Source organism: Micromonospora sp. NPDC049891, assembly GCF_040660295.1.
Classification (GTDB): domain Bacteria; phylum Actinomycetota; class Actinomycetes; order Mycobacteriales; family Micromonosporaceae; genus Micromonospora.
On sequence record NZ_JBFAML010000034.1, the window covers coordinates 1 to 17,273 of the forward strand.

Sequence of the window (17,273 nt, forward strand, 5' to 3'; positions counted from 1 at the left end):
AACGCCCGGTCTCATTCCGAACCCGGAAGCTAAGCCCTCCAGCGCCGATGGTACTGCACCCGGGAGGGTGTGGGAGAGTAGGACACCGCCGGACACACGTCACAGTCGAGGGCCACCCGGAATCGGGTCGGCCCTCGACTGCGTTGCGTCGTTGATACGACGTACTCAGGAAGGATGTACCTGTGAGTTCAGCACCTCAGGGCGGGGACCGCCCCCGGGGTTACGAGGGTCGGCCTGCGGATCGCGACGGCGGATCCCGCCGCGGCGACCGCCCGTCGAGCCAGGACCGGGGAGAGGAGCGGGGCTCCCGCGACGGACGCGATGGCGGCGGATTCGGCGGCGACCGTGGCCGGTCCGGAGGCTTCCGTCGGGACGGCGACCGTCGCGAGGGCGGCTTCCGCGACAGCGGCCGCTCTGGTGGTGGGTTCCGGGGTGACCGCAGCGACCGTGGATTCGGCGGGCGCGACAGCTCCGGCGACCGGGACCGTGGCACTGGCGGCTTCCGTGGGGCCGAACGCCGCGACGGCGACCGTCGTGAGGGCGGTTTCCGGCGCGACAATGGCGAACGCTCCGGCGGGTTCCGTGGCGGCGAGCGCCGCGAAGGCGGGTTCCGCAGCGGTGACCGTCGCGAGGGCGGGTTCCGGGACGGTGACCGTCGGGACGGTGGGTTCCGGGGCAACGATCGTGGTGACGGCGGTGAGCGCCGCGACAGTGGTTTCCGTGGCGGCGACCGTCGTGAGGGTGGTTTCCGTGGCGGCGAGCGCCGTGAAGGTGGCTTCCGTGGCGGTGACCGTCGTGAGGGCGGGTTCCGGGACGGTGAGCGCCGTGAGGGCGGGTTCCGGGACGGCGAGCGCCGCGAAGGTGGCTTCCGTGGCGGCGAGCGCCGTGAGGGCGGCTTCCGTGGTGGTGACCGTCGTGAGGGCGGCTTCCGTGGCGGTGACCGTCGTGAGGGCGGCTTCCGTGGCGGTGACCGTCGTGAGGGCGGGTCCCGGGACGGAGAGCGCCGTGAAGGTGGCTTCCGTGGCGGTGACCGCCGTGAAGGCGGCTTCCGGGGCAACGATCGTGGTGACGGCGGTGAGCGCCGCGACAGTGGTTTCCGTGGCGGTGACCGTCGTGAGGGTGGTTTCCGTGGCGGTGACCGTCGTGAGGGCGGGTTCCGGGACGGAGAGCGCCGTGAGGGTGGTTTCCGTGGGGGCGACCGTCGTGAGGGCGGGTTCCGTGGCGGAGAGCGCCGTGAGGGCGGCTTCCGTGGCGGTGACCGTCGTGAGGGTGGTTTCCGTGGGGGCGACCGTCGTGAGGGCGGGTTCCGGGACGGAGAGCGCCGTGAGGGCGGCTTCCGTGGCGGTGACCGTCGTGAGGGCGGCTTCCGGGACGGTGACCGTCGGGACGGTGGCTTCCGGGGCAACGATCGTGGTGACGGCGGTGAGCGCCGCGACAGTGGTTTCCGTGGCGGTGACCGCCGTGAAGGTGGCTTCCGTGGGAGCGACCGTCGCGAGGGTGGATTCCGGAACGGTGAGCGTCGGGACGGCGGGTTCCGGGACCGTCGCGATGGCGACAGCTCCGGCGGTGACCGCCGTGAGGGTGGCTTCCGTGGCGGTGACCGCCGTGAAGGCGGGTTCCGGGACGGAGAGCGTCGCGAGGGCGGTTTCCGTGGCGGCGAGCGCCGTGAAGGTGGCTTCCGTGGGGGCGACCGTCGCGAGGGTGGGTTCCGGGATCGGGACGGCGCTCGCGGAGCGGGCGGCTTCGCCGATCGCCGGGACGGCGGATTCCGTCGTGGCGCGGACGAGCGTGGCGGCGACCGCCGTGGCGGCGGATTCCGGGACGACCGGGACGGTGAGCGTCGGTTCGGACGGCGTGACGACCGGGACGGACCGGGCTCGGCCGAGGAGGGGCGTGCGGAGGCGCCGGCGCTTCCTGACGAGATCGTCGCGACCGACCTGGACAAGGACGTCCGCGCCGAACTGCTGTCGCTGGCGAAGCCGGTCGCGGACACCGTTGCCCGGCACCTCGTGGCGACCGGGCAACTGATCGACGAGGACCCGGCCGAGGCGCTCGCGCACGCACTTGCCGCTCGCCGGCTCGCATCGCGCATCTCCGCGGTCCGGGAAGCTGTCGGCCTGGCCGCCTACCACGCCGGGGAGTGGCAGTCGGCCATCGCCGAGCTGCGGACGTACCACCGGATGAGTGGCGCGCAGAGCCACCTGGCGGTGATCGCGGACAGCGAGCGGGCACTGGGGCGGCCCGAGCGCGCCATCGACCTGTTCCGGGGCGCCGACCAGGAGAAGCTGGACCCGGCCGTCGCGATCGAACTGCTGATCGTGGCTGCCGGCGCCCGCGGCGACCTCGGCCAGCGGGACGCGGCCGTGGCGATGCTCCAGGTCCCCGACCTGACCACCGACGCCGTGCAGCCGTGGACGGCACGGCTGCGGTACGCGTACGCCGACGCTCTGCTGGCCGTGGGACGGCGGGCCGAGGCGCGGGAGTGGTTCTCCCGCGCGGCGGAGGTGGACACCGAGGCGGAGACCGACGCGGCCGAGCGGCTGCTCGAACTCGACGGTGTGGTCATCGAGGGCGACGACGAGGACGAGGTGACCGAGGAACTGGTTGCTGGTCCGGGTGCCCCCGGCGCCGTGCCGGCCCGCCCGGACGCCGGCCCGTCGACCACCGCCGAGGTTTCCGACCAAGACGATCCGGCCGGCAGCGACCTGGCGTCCGACGAGCCGCAGGCCGACGCGGCGGTTGTCGGGAAGCCGAACGGCGATGACGTGGCGGTCGAGGAACGGACGGACGACCACCCGATCGACGATCAGTCCGCCGACGATCAGCCGGCCGGCGCGGAGTTCCCGGCCCAGTCCCAGGCGGTCGACGCGTCGGGCCCTGATGGTGAGCGGGACGCGGCCGACGGCGACGTCGCCGAGGACGTGGCACCGGACATCGAGGCCGCGCCCGGAGCCGCCCCGGAGGTCGCCGAACTCGACGCGGACCCGGCGGACGGGACCGACGAGCCGGAGGCGCGGCAGCGATGAGCGGGGACCGGCTGGTGGACGGTTACGCCCTGGTCGTCTTCGACCTGGACGGGGTGATCTACCTGATCGACCAGCCGATCCCCGGTGCGGTCGAGACGGTCGCCCGGTTGCACGGTGAGGGCCGAGCGGTCGCGTACGCGACGAACAACGCCTCGCGCCGTGCCGCCGACGTGGCCGACCTGCTGACCGGAATGGGCGTGCCGGCGCGACCGGAGGAGGTGCTCACCAGTGCCGGGGCGGCCGCCCAACTGCTCGGTGAGCGGCTACCCGCCGGAGCGCCGGTGCTCGTGGTGGGAGCTGACGCGCTCCGATCCGAGATCCGCGAGGCCGGGCTCACGCCGGTCGCCACGGCGGACGAGGCTCCGGTCGCGGTGATCCAGGGGTACGGCCCCCAGGTGGGCTGGGCCGATCTGGCCGAGGCGGCGGTGGCGGTACGGGCCGGAGCGACCTGGGTGGCCACGAACACCGACCGGACCCTGCCCAGCGGGCGTGGACCGTTGCCGGGCAATGGTGCACTTGTCGCCGCGCTGGCCACCGCCCTCGGCCGGGACCCGGACGAGATCGTCGGTAAGCCGGCGCCGGAACTGTTCGCCACCGCCGCCCGGCGGGCGGACGGCGGTCGTACGGTGGTCGTCGGCGATCGGCTGGACACCGACATCGAGGGTGCCAACCGGGCCGGCCTGGACAGCCTGCTGGTTCTCACAGGTGTCAGCGACGCCGCCGAGCTGCTCGCCGCGCCCACCGAGCGACGACCGACGTACGTGTCGTGGGACCTGACCGGGCTCTTCGACCCCGGCGGTGTGGTGCGGGTGCCGGCGGCGGATGCCGGCCACGGCGACTGGCAGGTGACCACCGGAGCCGACGACTGGCAGCTGTCCGGCTCTGGGGATGCGCTGGACGCGCTCGCCGCGCTCTGCGCGGTTGCCTGGCACCGCCACCCGTCCGGCCCGGTCCGGCCGGCGTCCCCGGAGGCGGGGAAGGCACTGGAGAAGCTCGGCCTGGCGACCTGACCGGGCCTGCCGGCTCAGAGCAGCTTGCGCAACTTCATCAGGTCGAACGGGTTCGCCTTGATCGACACGCGGCGGTTGGCGACCGCGCGGGTGACGTCGAGGTCGCCGCGTACCAGGGCGAGCAGGTCGTCACTTGTGGTGCTCATCGCGATCTTCGCCTTCGGGTCGTCACCGTCGGCGAGCTCCACGAGCCTTCCGCCGGTTAGCCGACCGTGGAAGGCGGTCTCCAGGTCGGTGATCCGGCAGGCCAGGGTGCGATCCAGGTCCACGCGATCACGGACGGTCTCCGCGTTGCGTTCGAGCCGGGCGGCCAGATCCTGCAACGCCTGCCGACACTCGTCCACCGTGGCCACCAATCGCCTCCTCGCCACACCACGTCGTCTCCCGGCACCGTACCGCACAGGACGGTTCCGGCGGCCCGGTAGCGTGACACCTGCACAGCCGCCGGGCGAAAGGACTCAGGCATGCAGGACGCGTGGCGCGCCTACCTCGAACTGGCCATGGGCCTGACGGAGGCGCCCCGGAAGAAGGCGCAGGACGCGGTGCGCCGGGCGATGGGATCGACCGGAGCGACAGCCGCCCAACTCCAGACCCTCGCCGAGGAGTTGCGGTCGACCGGCGCGGCCAACCGCGAGGCTCTGACGAAGCTGGTGCGGTTCGAGGTCGAGCGGGCGCTCGGTGCGGTGGGCCTGGCCACCGCCGAGGAGGTCGCCGAGCTGGACCGCCGGGTGCGCGAGTTGGAACGTCAACTTCGGGCCGCCCCCGGGACGCCCACCAGCGGCACCGAGCCGGGCCTCCTGACGGCAACCGGGTCCGCCGACACCCCCTCCGTCGGCACGCCACCGACCGCCGCCGCGGCCCCACCGACGAAGGCTGTCGCGAAGAAGGCGGTGGCCAAGAAGGCGGTGGCCAAGAAGACGGTTGCGAAGAAGACCGTGGCGAAGAAGGCGTCCGGAACCGTCGTGCGTACCGCCGATGGTGAACCGACGCCGCGACCGGCGAAGGCCGCCCCGCCCCGCCCGCCGCGCCCGGACGGTGTCGCGTGACCGGGCGAGGGGAAGTGGCGGCATGACCGCGCCGCGACCCGGCCCGCCGCCGGGACCGCGCCCTGGTCCACCGCCGCAGCGCTGGACCGATACGGGCGGGCAGGACGGGGGTCATCCGGCGGTGGACGCCGCGGTGCAGGCGATCGCCAACGCCGCGACTCTCGGCCCCGCCGACCAGATCGCCCAGTACGAGGCGGCGTACCAGACGTTGCGGGAGACGCTGGCCACCATCGACCAGACCTGAGGAGGCGCGTCCATCCATGGCACGGCGTAACCGGTTGGACGCCGAACTCGTCCGTCGCGGTCTGGCCCGCTCACGCGAGCAGGCGGTCGCGTTGGTGGAGGCCGGCCGCGTGCAGCTGCGCGGGGTGCCGGCCCGCAAGGCCGCCGCGATGGTCGACCCCGCAGATCCGCTGCTGGTCAGTGGTGCCGACCCCAGCTCGGAGTACGTCTCCCGGGGCGGGCACAAGTTGGCCGGCGCGCTCGCCGCGTTCGCCCCCGCGGGGCTGGTGGTGGCTGGTCGACGCTGCCTCGACGCCGGCGCGTCCACCGGCGGCTTCACCGACGTGCTGCTGCGCGCCGACGCCGCCGAGGTGGTCGCCGTGGACGTCGGCTACGGCCAGCTCGCCTGGTCGCTGCGCAACGACTCCCGGGTACGGGTCTTCGAACGCACGAACGTCCGGACGCTGACCCCCGAGGCGATCGGGGGCCCGGTCGACCTGACCGTCGCCGACCTGTCGTTCATCTCGTTGCGACTGGTGCTGCCGGCCCTGGCGGCCTGCACCCGGGCCGACGGTGACCTCGCGCTGATGGTCAAGCCCCAGTTCGAGGTGGGTCGGGAGCGGGTCGGAGCCGGTGGGGTGGTCCGTGATCCGGAACTTCGGGCACAGGCGGTGCTGGATGTCGCCACGGCGGCCGCGACGCTGCGGCTGGGGCTGGCGGACCTCGCGGCCAGCCCGCTGCCGGGGCCGAGCGGCAACGTCGAGTTCTTCGTATGGTTACGCCGGGACGCGCCACCGGCAGACCCGCACCGGGTGCGGACCGTGGTGACGGCTGGGCCAGCCGGCCCGGTGACGTCCGGCGACGGGCCGGACGAGGCGACGGAGGAGGTGGCCACGTGAGCGAGCGGAGCGAGCGAACCGTTTGGCACAGCAGCGTGGCGGCTCGCGCTGCCGGGGAGCGGAGCGAGGCGGCGGCGTGAGCGAGCGGAGCGAGCGAACCGTTTGGCACAGCAGCGTGGCGGCGCGCGCGAACCAGCAGCGCGGTGTTCCCGGGCGGTCGTCCCGGTGACCCGCACGGCCCTGTTGGTGACGCACACCGGCCGCCGACGCAGCACCGAGCACGCCCGCACGGTCGCCGCGGACCTGATCGCCGCCGGGTTCGAGGTGCGGGTGGTGGCCGAGGAGGCCGAGGACCTCGACCTGCCGGGCGTGGTGCCGGTGACCGGACCGGAAGCGGCCGAGGGCGCTGAGATCGTCTTCGCGCTCGGCGGGGACGGCACGTTCCTGCGCGCCGCGGAACTGGCCCGCCCGGCGAAGGTGCCGCTGCTCGGTATCAACCTCGGGAAGGTCGGTTTCCTCGCCGAAGCGGAGATCGACGATCTCGACGTGGCGGTCCGCGACGTGGTGAGCCGCAACTACAGCGTCGACGAGCGGCTCACCCTCGACGTGACCGCGGAGTTCGACGGTGGGCCGACGATCGAGTCGTGGGCGCTCAACGAGATCAGCGTCGAGAAGGGTGAGCGGGCCCAGATGCTGGAACTGCTCGTCGACGTCGACGGGCGACCGCTGTCCCGCTACGGCTGTGACGGCGTGGTCTGTGCCACCCCCACCGGTTCCACGGCGTACGCCTTCTCCGGCGGTGGGCCGGTGGTCTGGCCCGAGGTGGAGGCGTTGCTGCTGGTGCCGATCAGCGCCCACGCATTGTTCAGCCGGCCGCTGGTGACCGCCCCCACCTCCACCATCTCGATAACCGTCGACCCGTTCACCACCCTGGCGGTGCTCTGCTGCGACGGGCGGCGGGTCTACGACCTGCCGCCGGGCGCCCGGGTCACCGTGCGGCGGGGCACCCTGCCGGTGCGGGTCGTCCGGCTGCGCGACCGGTCGTTCACCGCGCGCCTGGTGGCCAAGTTCGACCTTCCGGTGCACGGCTGGCGGGGCAACCGCCGCTGACCGAACCCCGCCTCGTGACGCGTCAGCCGTAACCGGCCGGACATTTACCCGCCGGTCAGCTGTCGGTTCGGTGTCCACCTGGCGACATGTCGCCGGTACGGCGTAACCCGCCTAGTGACCGTGCGGTGCACCGCGTCGCAGACTCCGAGCGGTCGATCTTCGATTGATCGGCCCCCGGAGCAGAGGAGCGCATCGCATGCACAGGCCCTCACGCTGGCTGATCGCCGGCGCGGCCGGCGCGTTGGCCATCGGACTCGCCACTCCCGTGTCCGCCGACCCGCCCGCTCAACCCAGCGGCCCGCCATCAGGGCCGACAGTCACCGGTGCCGGGTCCGTCCGGATCACCCTGATCACCGGTGACCAGGTCGACCTCGCCCCGGCGGCGTCCGGCCGGGTGGCCGCGACCGTCCGGCCCGGTCCCGGCCGGGAACGGGTCATCTTCCAGACCATGGAGGTCGACGGTGGGCTGCGGGTGCTGCCCAGCGACGTCCTGCCGTACGTCTCCAGCGGCGTGCTCGACGCCAACCTGTTCGACGTGCAGGAACTCGCCGAGGACGGCTACGGCACCCGGGACGTCCTGCCGCTCATCGTGCGTTACCGGGAGCCGGCCGCCGGCAGGGTCCGCCCACTGGTCGCCGCGGCCGAGGCCCGTCCTCTGGCGAGCATCAACGGCGCGGCCGTCCGGGTCGGCAAGGACGACGTCGGTGGCCTGTGGACGCAGCTGGCCGGCCCTCCGGCGGCCCGGCAGTCCCCGTCGGCCACCGCCCCGCCGCTGGGCGCCGGCATCGCCAGCGTCTGGCTCGACGGGCGGGTCCGGCCGGCACTGGAGCACAGCGTCCCGCAGATCGGCGCGCCCGCGGCCTGGGCGGCCGGCCGCGACGGCAGCGGTGTCACGGTGGCCGTGCTCGACACCGGTGTCGACGACACCCACCCGGACCTGGTCGGTCGGATCGCCGAGGCGCGGGACTTCTCCGGCAGTGGCAGCGCCCGCGACGGGCACGGCCACGGCACGCACGTCGCCGCGACCGTCGCCGGCAGCGGCGCCGCGTCGGGTGGTCTGCGCAAGGGCGTGGCACCCGGCGCGCGCCTGCTGGTCGGCAAGGTTCTCAACGACAGCGGCGCCGGCTTCGACTCGGACGTCATCGCGGGGATGGAGTGGGCCGCCGAGTCCGGCGCGACGGTGGTCAACCTGAGCCTCGGCGGCGACCCGACCGACGGCACCGATCCGACGAGTCAGGCGCTCAACGACCTGACCGCGCGGACCGGAACGCTGTTCGTGGTGGCCGCCGGCAACTCCGGCGCGGCGCGTACCGTCGGCTCACCGGGAGCGGCGACCTCGGCCCTCACCGTCGGTGCGGTCGACCGTGACGACAATCTGGCGGTCTTCTCCAGCAGAGGGCCGCGTCTAGGTGACAACGGCCTGAAGCCGGAGATCACCGCGCCGGGCGTCGGCATCGTCGCCGCCCGGTCGGCCGGCACCAGCATGGGTACGCCTGTGGACCAGGGCTACACGACCGCCTCCGGCACCTCGATGGCCACCCCGCACGTGGCCGGAGCCGCGGCGATCCTCGCCCAGCAGCACCCCGACTGGACCGCGGGGAAGCTCAAGGACGCGCTGGTCAGCACCACCAAGGCGAACTCGTCGCTCACCGTCTTCGAGCAGGGCGGAGGCCGGGTGGACGTGGCCCGGGCGCTCGGCCAGCGGGTGTACGCCTCGGCCACCGCCGACTTCGGTCGGGTGGTCGACGACGGCGGCACTGTCGAGCGGCACGTCACGTACACCAACGGCACGTCGGCCCCGCAGACCCTGCGGCTCGCCCTGGACCTGCGCAACACCGACACCGGCGTGCCCGAGACCGACGGTGTCACCTTCACGACAGGTCAGGTCACCGTCCCGGCCGGCGGCAGCGTGCCCGTGGCGCTGCGCGCCGACCCGGCGAAGTTGGCCCCCGGGCCGCACGGAGGTTGGTTGGTGGCGACCGGCACGAACGGCGTCGCGGTGCGGACGCCTGTCGCGTTCACCCTCTCCCGCCCGATCCACCAGGTCACCGTCAAGGTGCTGGACCGGCAGGGTGAGCCGACCCTCTCACCGGGCCTGACGCTCTTCGGCGAGCAACCCGAGTCGGACTACTGGGGTTGGTGGCCGGGCGAGGGCACCCTGCGGGTCGAGCAGGGCACGTACCTGCTGACCGCGCTCGTCGAGCACGGCGCGCCCCTGGACGAGCAGCTGACCTCCCTGATCGAGCCGGAACTGACAGTCGACAGGGATCTGACGGTGGTGCTGGACGCGCGCAAGGGCACCCCGGTGCGGATCGAGACACCGAAACCGGCCGAACAGCGGGCGTCGCTCAGTTTCTACGTGCACCGGGTGCTGGGCAACGGCCGACAGATCGACCACGGCGTAATGGCGTTCAGCACCGTCCAGCAGGTGAACGTGACGCCGACCCGACCGGTGCGGGTGGGAGAGTTCGAGTTCGCCTCCCGCTGGCAGCTCGTCGCGCCGATGGTGGACGCGAGGATCAGCGGCGTGTCCGGCCCGACCGACATCAACCTGTTGGGTACGTCGCCGGCGCCGACCGGACGGCGGAAGCTGCCGCTGCTCTGGGCCGGCACCGGCAGGCCCGCTGAGTTGACCCGGGTGCGGGACGCCGCCGTGCTGCTCGGTGCCGACCCGGACCGCTCGGAGGAGGACCAGATCGCCGCTGCCGCTGCCGCCGGCGCCGCCGCGGTGCTGATCGTGCGGCCGGCGGACTTCAGCGCCTGGACGGTGTGGCGTCCGGACGGCGACCGGCTTCCGATTCCCTCGATGGTGGTGGCGTACGACGACGGGCAGCGGCTGATCGCGGCCGCCCGCAAGGGTCGGGCGACGCTGGACCTCACGTTGACCGTGGACAGCCCCTACCTCTACGACGTGTGGCAGGTGTCGAAGGGACGGGTGCCGGAGCGGGTCGTCCACGCCGTGACGGCGAAGAACACCGCCGAGGTGACCGCGAGTTACGGCGGCACCGGCGCGGACTGGGCCACCGAGCAGCGATTCGGCTGGCGTCCCTGGCAGGCGTACGCCTGGAACGACGACCAGCGCCTGGTCCGCAACGGCACCACCCGCAAGGAGTTCGTCAGCTCGGGGGACAACTGGTGGCAGCACCGGGTGCTGCACAAGATGATGTTCTCCTGGGGGATTTTGAGGGACGGCCTGACCCAGGAGCCCCGGCGGTACGCCGCCACCGACCGGGTGACCGAGAGCTGGCACGCCCCGGTGGTCCGCCCCGCCGTGCCGGCCGGGGGCGCCGGCCCGGTGCCCCGCCGGAGCGGTGACAGCCTGGACCTGCGGGTGGCCGAGTTCGTCGACGCCAACGGCCACGTCGGTGACGCCGGCTCCGGCGAGGAGCCGACAACTGTCGAGGCCCGGGTCAGCCGGGACGGGCGGCAGATCGCGGACCTCTCCGCCGGCTGGGCACCGGTGCCCACCATCGCCGGACCGGCCCGCTACCGGCTGGACGTGTCCACCCGACGTTCCTCCGAGGCGTGGCGGTACGCCACCCGGACCGAGACGGCGTGGCAGTTCACCTCGGCCCGCCCGGCCAGCAGCGAGGCCACCCCGCTACCACTGCTCCAGGTCGACTACCAGGTGCCCGCCGACCTGCGTGGTGAGGTGTCCGGCAAGCGGTCACACAAGCTCGGCCTGACCCTGCGCCAACCGGCTGGGGTAGCCGCCCCGGTCGGCACCAGCCTGCGGGTCGAGGTGTCCTTCGACGCCGGGCGGACCTGGCGCACGGCGTCGGTGCGGGCGCACGGCAGCCGCTACACCGCCACCGTGCCGGCCGGCCAAGGCGCCGTGTCGCTGCGGGTGCACGCCAGCGACCGGGCCGGGAACACCGTCGAGCAGACCGTGATCGACGCGTACGGGCTGCGCTGAGGCGGCCGGGCGGGGTGGCCGGCAGGTCACCCCGCCCGCGCCGGTCCGATTCAGATCCAGTCTCGCCTGGCGACCTGGAAGGCCAGCCCCGGCCGGGTGTCCACGCCGGCGATGGCCATCAGGTCGGCGAGCCGGCGCTGCACGGTCCGCCGGCTGACGCCGAGCTGCGAGGCGATGGACTTGTCCGGCACCCCGGCCACGAACAGCGACAGCAGCCGCGCCTCGTCGGCGTCCGGCCGGTAGCCCGCCGCCGGGTCGGCCCGCCGCTCAGCCGGCCCGGCGGAGCGCAGGGGCGTGGCGGTCCGCCAGTGGCTCTCGAAGAGGGCCAGCAGTGCGTCGAGCAGCTGACTGCGGCCGATCACCGCGGCGCTCGGCTCACCGCTGCTGCGATCCGGCACCAGGGGGCAGACCGCCGTCCGACCGTCCACGATGGCCAGGCGCACCGGCAGCCGGTCGAGGACCCGCGCCTGCTCGCCGGCGCGTACACCCTGCTCGACGTCCTGCAACGCGCCCGGTTCGAGGAGCATCTCGCGTTCGTAGATGGCCCGGTAGCGTACGCCCCGGGCGAGGGCGTGGAACTCCTCGACGTTGTCCTGACCGGGCATCGCCAGCGGGTTGGCCCGGCAGAACCAGAGCACCTCGTCCCGGGCGGCGTTCTGCAGGTCGCGCAGGCGTTCGCGGAGCATCCGCGTTCCGGTGATCACCTCGACCAGGTGTTCGGCGTCGTGCCGGCGCATCGCGGCCCGGTACTCCTCGGCGAGTTGGGTGACCGAGGCCCGGGCCGTCTCCAGCGCCTCCTGCTGGCGCAGCAGCACCCCGCCGAGCGGGACATCCGGCGCGAGCGGACGCAGTGGCGCGTCCGGTTCCGGGCCGACCGGCAGCACCAGCCCCTTGGCGCGCAGGGCGTCGAGGTGGGTGAGGACGTCCGTACGGGGGCGGTGCAGCCGCTCGGCCAACTCCTCGACCCGTGCCCTGGTGAGCTGCACCAGGCAGCGGTAGAGCTCCTCCTCCGCCGGGGTCAGGCCGATCACCTCCAACATGAGGCAGAACTGTACGACGACGCCGGTCGGGGCACGCCGCGGCCCGCGCTGGCTGGTCAAGTGTCGGGCCACGCGTCTACTGTCGGTTGCTGTGCTGGAGGAGCTACGCATCACCGGACTGGGCGTCATCGAGGACACCACGCTGCCGTTGACCGGCGGGATGAACGTCATCACCGGCGAGACCGGTGCTGGCAAGACCATGGTGGTGACCGGCCTCGGCCTGCTCTTCGGCGGCCGGGCCGACGCCGGTCGGGTACGGGCCGAACCCGGCCGTGCCGTCGTCGAGGGTCGGTTGCGCCTCGGTGGCCGGGTGGCGGAGACGGTGCACGCCCGGATCACCGACGCCGGAGGTGAGCCGGACGAGGACGGCTGTGTGCTGCTCAGCCGTACGGTCACGGTGGAAGGGCGGTCGCGGGCCCACCTGGGTGGCCGTGGCATGCCGGTGTCGATGCTCGGCGAGGTCGGCGAGCAGGTGGTGGCCGTACACGGCCAGTCCGATCAGCTGCGCCTGCTGCGCCCGGCCGAGCAGCGGGCCGCGCTGGACCGGTTCGCCGGCCCCGAGCACGAGAAGCTGCTCGACGCGACCCGGGACGCGTTCACCCGGTGGCGTCGGGTGGTGGACGACCTGGCCGACCGGCGACGCAACGCCCGGGAACGCCACCAGGAGACCGACCTGCTGAGGTTGGGCCTCGACGAGATCACCCGGGTGGATCCGCAACCGGGTGAGGACGACGAGCTGAAGGCGGAGACGCAGCGGCTGGAGCACGCGGAGGGCCTGCGTACCGCGGCCCAACTGGCCCATCAGTGCGTGGCCGGCGGCCTGGAGGCCGCCGACGACACCCCGGACGCCTCGACGCTGCTGGGCACCGCCCGGCGCACGCTGGAGGCGCAGGCCGGCACCGATCCGGCGCTCGGTGAGCTGGCCGCCCGCCTGGAGGAGGCGGCCACGCTCGTCGCCGACGTCTCGGTGGAGCTGTCCACGTACCTCACCGGTCTGGACGCCGACCCGGCCCGGTTGCAGGCCCTCTACGAGCGACGGGCCGCGCTGCGTGCGTTGACCCGCAAGTACGCCGACGACGTCGACGGTGTGATCGCCTGGGCGGAGCGGGCGCGGACCCGACTGTCCGAGCTGGACAACTCCGACGAACTGCTCGACGAGTTGGATCGGGAGGCGTCCCGGCTGGCCGGTGAGGTGGCCGAGTTGGCCGGCCGGCTGTCGGCGTCCCGGCAGGAGGCGGCGGCGCGCTTCGCCGAGCAGGTCACCGTCGAGCTGGCCGGGCTGGCGATGCCGCACGCCCGGATCGAGGTGGCGGTGCTGCCCCGACCCGCCGGTCGGACCGAACCGACGTTGCCGGTCAACGGCGTCGACGTCGGCGTCGGGCCCGACGGCGGCGACGAGGTCGAGTTGCGGCTGCTGGCGCATCCCGGCGCGCCGTCCCTGCCGCTGCAACGGGGTGCCTCCGGCGGTGAACTGTCCCGGGTGATGCTCGCCATCGAGGTGGTCTTCGCCGGCTCCGGAGGCCCGCCGACGCTCGTCTTCGACGAGGTCGACGCGGGGGTGGGTGGTCAGGCGGCGGTGGAGATCGGCCGGCGGCTGGCCCGGCTGGCCCGTAGCCACCAGGTCCTGGTGGTGACCCACCTGCCTCAGGTCGCCGCCTTCGCCGACCGGCACCTGGTGGTGGCCAAGGACACCGGCGGTGCCGTCACCACCAGCGGGGTCCGGGTGGTGGAGGACACCGAGCGGGCCCGGGAACTCGCCCGGATGCTCGCGGGTTTGCCGGATTCGGATCTGGGTATCGCTCACGCGGAGGAACTCCTGGCCGTGGCGGCCAGGGAACGGCGGTCCTGAGACCGCGATTGTGAGCGGAGGCACACCGGCCTTCGCCCATGTGTGCTTCCCTGGGTAGGCGGCCCTGCTCAGGCATGTCGCGACAGATTCGCCTGCCTCACATGCCAGGATGGTCACGATGCGTCTACCCACGTTGCGCCGGGCCCGGAACTCGGAACCGGGACGAATCCTCGGCACCGCGCGCCTCGACCGCCGTACGAAGCGGCTGGTTGGCCGGCTCCGCCCCGGCGACATCGCGGTCATCGACCACGTCGACCTGGACCGGGTCGCCGCCGACTCGCTTGTCGCGGTCGGTGTCGGCGCGGTGCTCAACGCCAAGCCGTCGGTCTCCGGCCGTTACCCCAACCTCGGGCCGGAGGTGCTGATCTCGGCGGGCATTCCGCTGCTCGACGACCTCGGCGAGGGCATCTTCGAGCGGATCCGTGAGGGCGACACGGTGCGCATCGAGGGCAACACCGTCTACCTGGACGACGATCCGGTGGCGCACGGCAGCCTCCAGGACGCCGAGAGTGTGGCCAAGGCGATGACCGACGCCCGGGAGGGCCTGTCGGTGCAGTTGGAGGCCTTCGCCGCCAACACCATGGACTACCTCAAGCAGGAGCGCGACCTGCTGCTCGACGGCGTCGGGGTGCCCGAGATCGCCACCGAGGTGCAGGGCCGGCACTGCCTGATCGTGGTCCGGGGCTACGACTACAAGGCCGACCTGGACGTGCTGCGCCCGTACATCCGGGAATTCAAGCCGGTGCTGATCGGCGTCGACGGTGGTGCCGACGCTCTGGTCGAGGCGGGCTACACCCCCGATATGATCATCGGCGACATGGATTCGGTCACCGACGACGTGCTGCGCTGCGGCGCCGAGGTGATCGTGCACGCGTACCCGGACGGGCGGGCGCCGGGGCTGCCCCGGGTCAACGGCCTGGGGGTGCCGGCGGTGACCTTCCCCGCCGCCGCCACCAGCGAGGACCTGGCCATGCTGCTGGCCGACGAGAAGGGTGCCTCGCTGATCGTCGCGGTGGGTACCCACGCCACGCTCGTCGAGTTCCTCGACAAGGGGCGCGGTGGCATGGCGTCGACGTTCCTCACCCGGCTCAAGGTCGGTGGCAAGCTGGTCGACGCCAAGGGCGTCAGCCGGTTGTACCGGCAGAGCATCTCGGGGTCGTCCCTGCTGCTGCTGGTCCTCTCGGCACTCGCCGCCATGGCCTCGGCGGTGGCCGTCTCCACCGTCGGCAAGGCGTACCTGGGCGTGGTCTCCGAGTGGTGGGACAATTTTGTGTTCCAGCTCGGCCAGCTCTTCTAGCTCCCGACCGATCAAGAGGCTTCAAGCGTGATCAACTTCCGGTACCACGTGGTGTCCCTGACCGCGGTCTTCCTCGCCCTGGCGATCGGCCTGGTGGTCGGTACAGCCGCACTCAACGGCCCGGTCGCGGACTCGCTCAGGGAGACCGTCAACGAGCTGCGCAAGGACAACCAGCAGATGCGCCAGGCGGTCCAGAGCATGCAGCGGGAACTGGAGCTGGAGGAGGAGTTCGCCGCCGAGATGGCCCAGGTGATGCTGCCGGGCACGCTCAGCGGCAAGCGGGTGCTGGTGCTCAGCCTGCCCACCGGCCGCGACCACACCGAGGGTGTGCTCAAGATGCTCCAGCTGGCCGGTGCCGACGTCACCGGGCGCATCGACCTGCAGGACAAGTTCATCAACCCGGAGAACAACAACGACCTGCTCGAACTGGCGGTCACCGCGGCCCGACCCACAAGCGCGCCGACCGCGGGCCTGCCCGGTAACGGCCACGGCGTCGAGACCTCCAGCGCCCTGCTGGCCACCGTGCTGCTGGACCAGCCCGCCGGTGCCGAGCCGGTCACCGAGGCCGACCGGCGGGCGGTGCTGGCCGCGTACGGCAACGCCAACTACCTGACCACCTCCGACCGGGTCAACGCGCCGGCGGAGGCCGTCGTGGTGATCAGTGGGCAGCCGTACGTGGACAAGGACTCCGCCAAGAAGGACGAGTCCGTGGTCAAGATCGCCGAACAGTTCGACCGGACCGGGGGCATCGTGGTCGCCGGCAACGGTTCGGCCGGCGGCAACCTGGTGGCCTTCGTACGGGGCGACGCGGTGCTCACCCAGACCATCTCGACGATCGACAACGCCAACACGGTGCAGGGCCAGTTGGTCACCACCCTGGCGTTGGTGCAGCAGCTCACCGAGCGTAAGGCCGGTCAGTACGGCGTCGGTGACAGCGCCGCCTCGCTGGTGCCTAGACTGCCCCAGTGAACCCGAGGCACCCCGGTGTCCGATTCCGACGATCTCCGCCGGCCGGCGGGAGGGGATGGCGTGAGTGAGCGGGACGGTGACGTGACGGTCCTCGGTCGACTCCTGACAGCCGGGATCGGGGCGGTCGCCGCCCGGTACGCGTTACACGGGATCCGTACCGCACCGGCTGCGCCGGCACTGGAACGCACGAACTTCCGGGGACGTACCGTCACCCTGGCCGCCGGCCCGGCACTCGCGCTGGGTGCCTCGGGTGCCGGGGCCTGTGGTTCGGCGAGCGTGCCGGCCGGGGCGGCGACCCTGGTGGCCGGGCTCGGTGCCGGTGCCGTGGGTCTCTACGACGACGTCGTCGGCGCGCGCCCGGAGCAGAAGGCGGCCAAGGGCTTCGCCGGGCATCTGGCCGCGCTGCGGCAGGGCCGGGTCACCGCCGGCCTCGTCAAGATCGTTGGAGTGGGTGCCGCCGGTCTGGGCGCGGCGATCCTGCTCTCCGCCGATCCCGGCGTGGTCGGGCACCGTCGCCGACAGCGGCAGAGCGGCTGGGGACGGGGCGTCGACGTGCTGCTCGGCGCGGGGGTGGTGGCCGGTACGGCGAACCTGGTCAACCTGCTCGACCTGCGCCCCGGACGGGCACTGAAGTCGGGTCTGCTGCTCGGCACGCCGCTCAGTGGTGGCCGGCACGGTGGGATCGCCTCGGGCGCCGTCGGCGCTGCCGCCGGGCTGCTCTCCGCCGACCTCGCCGAGGACGTGATGCTCGGCGACAGCGGCGCGAACGCCCTCGGCGCGGTGCTCGGGGTGGCGATGGCCGCCCGCACCGGCCCGGCGGGCCGGGCCGGGTTGCTCGCCGTCCTCGCCGGGCTCACCGCCGCCAGCGAGAAGGTGAGCTTCACGAAGGTCATCGCGAGCACGCCGGGGCTGCGTGAACTCGACGCGCTGGGCCGACGCGCCGACTGAC

The 17,273-nt window shown here is 73.1% G+C and carries 14 protein-coding genes and 1 rRNA gene; 12 read left to right on the forward strand and 3 right to left on the reverse strand.

Annotation, left to right across the window (positions count from 1 at the left end):
* A 5S ribosomal RNA gene (rrf, locus tag AB0I71_RS28545) occupies positions 1–94 on the forward strand; the annotation flags it as partial.
* A 94-nt stretch (positions 95–188) separates the two neighbouring features.
* Here rrf and AB0I71_RS28550 read toward each other — a convergent pair.
* Positions 189–2,060, reverse strand: a complete 1,872-nt coding sequence (locus tag AB0I71_RS28550; RefSeq protein ID WP_357589804.1) for a hypothetical protein — start codon at positions 2,058–2,060, stop codon at positions 189–191.
* Between AB0I71_RS28550 and AB0I71_RS28555 the strand changes: the two genes are divergently transcribed.
* Both AB0I71_RS28555 and AB0I71_RS28560 read left to right on the forward strand, forming a co-directional pair.
* Complete coding sequence (locus tag AB0I71_RS28555) at positions 2,010–3,026, forward strand: Replicase polyprotein 1ab (protein ID WP_357589806.1); 1,017 nt, start codon at positions 2,010–2,012, stop codon at positions 3,024–3,026. The two genes, AB0I71_RS28550 and AB0I71_RS28555, sit on opposite strands and share 51 nt — an antisense overlap.
* The gene (locus AB0I71_RS28560) at positions 3,023–4,036 is read left to right on the forward strand and encodes an HAD-IIA family hydrolase (protein WP_357589808.1); all 1,014 of its coding nucleotides are present in this window, start codon (positions 3,023–3,025) and stop codon (positions 4,034–4,036) included. The genes AB0I71_RS28555 and AB0I71_RS28560 overlap by 4 nt, the downstream gene beginning before the upstream one ends.
* Positions 4,037–4,050: 14 nt before the next feature.
* On the opposite strand, the gene AB0I71_RS28565 is transcribed toward AB0I71_RS28560, so the two are convergent.
* Positions 4,051–4,389, reverse strand: a complete 339-nt coding sequence (locus tag AB0I71_RS28565) for an SCP2 sterol-binding domain-containing protein (RefSeq protein ID WP_093409767.1) — start codon at positions 4,387–4,389, stop codon at positions 4,051–4,053.
* 111 nt (positions 4,390–4,500) lie between these two features.
* Here AB0I71_RS28565 and AB0I71_RS28570 point away from each other — a divergent pair, with 111 nt between their 5' ends.
* The 5 genes from AB0I71_RS28570 to AB0I71_RS28590 all read left to right on the forward strand — a co-directional run bounded on the left by AB0I71_RS28570 (position 4,501) and on the right by AB0I71_RS28590 (position 11,169).
* The gene (locus tag AB0I71_RS28570) at positions 4,501–5,082 is read left to right on the forward strand and encodes a hypothetical protein (RefSeq protein WP_357589810.1); all 582 of its coding nucleotides are present in this window, start codon (positions 4,501–4,503) and stop codon (positions 5,080–5,082) included.
* A 22-nt stretch (positions 5,083–5,104) separates the two neighbouring features.
* Complete coding sequence (locus AB0I71_RS28575) at positions 5,105–5,326, forward strand: hypothetical protein (RefSeq protein ID WP_357589812.1); 222 nt, start codon at positions 5,105–5,107, stop codon at positions 5,324–5,326.
* 16 nt (positions 5,327–5,342) lie between these two features.
* Positions 5,343–6,203 (forward strand): TlyA family RNA methyltransferase, encoded by an 861-nt coding sequence (locus AB0I71_RS28580; RefSeq protein ID WP_357589814.1) that lies wholly within the window; start codon positions 5,343–5,345, stop codon positions 6,201–6,203.
* 165 nt (positions 6,204–6,368) lie between these two features.
* Complete coding sequence (locus AB0I71_RS28585; protein WP_357589816.1) at positions 6,369–7,253, forward strand: NAD kinase; 885 nt, start codon at positions 6,369–6,371, stop codon at positions 7,251–7,253.
* A 196-nt stretch (positions 7,254–7,449) separates the two neighbouring features.
* Complete coding sequence (locus AB0I71_RS28590; protein ID WP_357589818.1) at positions 7,450–11,169, forward strand: S8 family serine peptidase; 3,720 nt, start codon at positions 7,450–7,452, stop codon at positions 11,167–11,169.
* Positions 11,170–11,219: 50 nt separating this feature from the next.
* Here AB0I71_RS28590 and AB0I71_RS28595 read toward each other — a convergent pair whose 3' ends face one another.
* Positions 11,220–12,209 carry a helix-turn-helix domain-containing protein gene (locus AB0I71_RS28595; protein WP_357589820.1) on the reverse strand — a complete coding sequence of 330 codons (990 nt, stop codon included), beginning with the start codon at positions 12,207–12,209 and terminating at the stop codon, positions 11,220–11,222.
* A 91-nt stretch (positions 12,210–12,300) separates the two neighbouring features.
* On the opposite strand from AB0I71_RS28595, the gene recN reads away from it, so the two are divergent.
* The 4 genes from recN to AB0I71_RS28615 all read left to right on the forward strand — a co-directional run bounded on the left by recN (position 12,301) and on the right by AB0I71_RS28615 (position 17,272).
* Positions 12,301–14,058: a DNA repair protein RecN gene (gene recN, locus AB0I71_RS28600; RefSeq protein WP_357589822.1), complete on the forward strand. Its 1,758-nt coding sequence runs from the start codon at positions 12,301–12,303 to the stop codon at positions 14,056–14,058.
* 118 nt (positions 14,059–14,176) lie between these two features.
* Positions 14,177–15,355, forward strand: a complete 1,179-nt coding sequence (gene steA / locus AB0I71_RS28605) for a putative cytokinetic ring protein SteA (RefSeq protein ID WP_357589824.1) — start codon at positions 14,177–14,179, stop codon at positions 15,353–15,355.
* Positions 15,356–15,382: 27 nt separating this feature from the next.
* A complete protein-coding gene (locus tag AB0I71_RS28610; RefSeq protein WP_357589826.1) occupies positions 15,383–16,324 on the forward strand; it encodes a copper transporter in 942 nt (313 codons plus the stop codon).
* 81 nt (positions 16,325–16,405) lie between these two features.
* Positions 16,406–17,272: a hypothetical protein gene (locus AB0I71_RS28615; RefSeq protein ID WP_357589890.1), complete on the forward strand. Its 867-nt coding sequence runs from the start codon at positions 16,406–16,408 to the stop codon at positions 17,270–17,272.
* Position 17,273 lies beyond the last annotated feature (1 nt).

What these genes read in the sequence shown, in the direction of transcription:
- AB0I71_RS28595 (WP_357589820.1), bottom strand. Translation starts at nt 12,209, where the DNA reads ATGTTGGAGGTGATCGGCCTGACCCCGGCGGAGGAGGAGCTCTACCGC.
- steA (WP_357589824.1), top strand. Translation starts at nt 14,177, where the DNA reads ATGCGTCTACCCACGTTGCGCCGGGCCCGGAACTCGGAACCGGGACGA.
- AB0I71_RS28560 (WP_357589808.1), top strand. Translation starts at nt 3,023, where the DNA reads ATGAGCGGGGACCGGCTGGTGGACGGTTACGCCCTGGTCGTCTTCGAC.
- AB0I71_RS28575 (WP_357589812.1), top strand. Translation starts at nt 5,105, where the DNA reads ATGACCGCGCCGCGACCCGGCCCGCCGCCGGGACCGCGCCCTGGTCCA.
- AB0I71_RS28570 (WP_357589810.1), top strand. Translation starts at nt 4,501, where the DNA reads ATGCAGGACGCGTGGCGCGCCTACCTCGAACTGGCCATGGGCCTGACG.
- AB0I71_RS28590 (WP_357589818.1), top strand. Translation starts at nt 7,450, where the DNA reads ATGCACAGGCCCTCACGCTGGCTGATCGCCGGCGCGGCCGGCGCGTTG.
- AB0I71_RS28580 (WP_357589814.1), top strand. Translation starts at nt 5,343, where the DNA reads ATGGCACGGCGTAACCGGTTGGACGCCGAACTCGTCCGTCGCGGTCTG.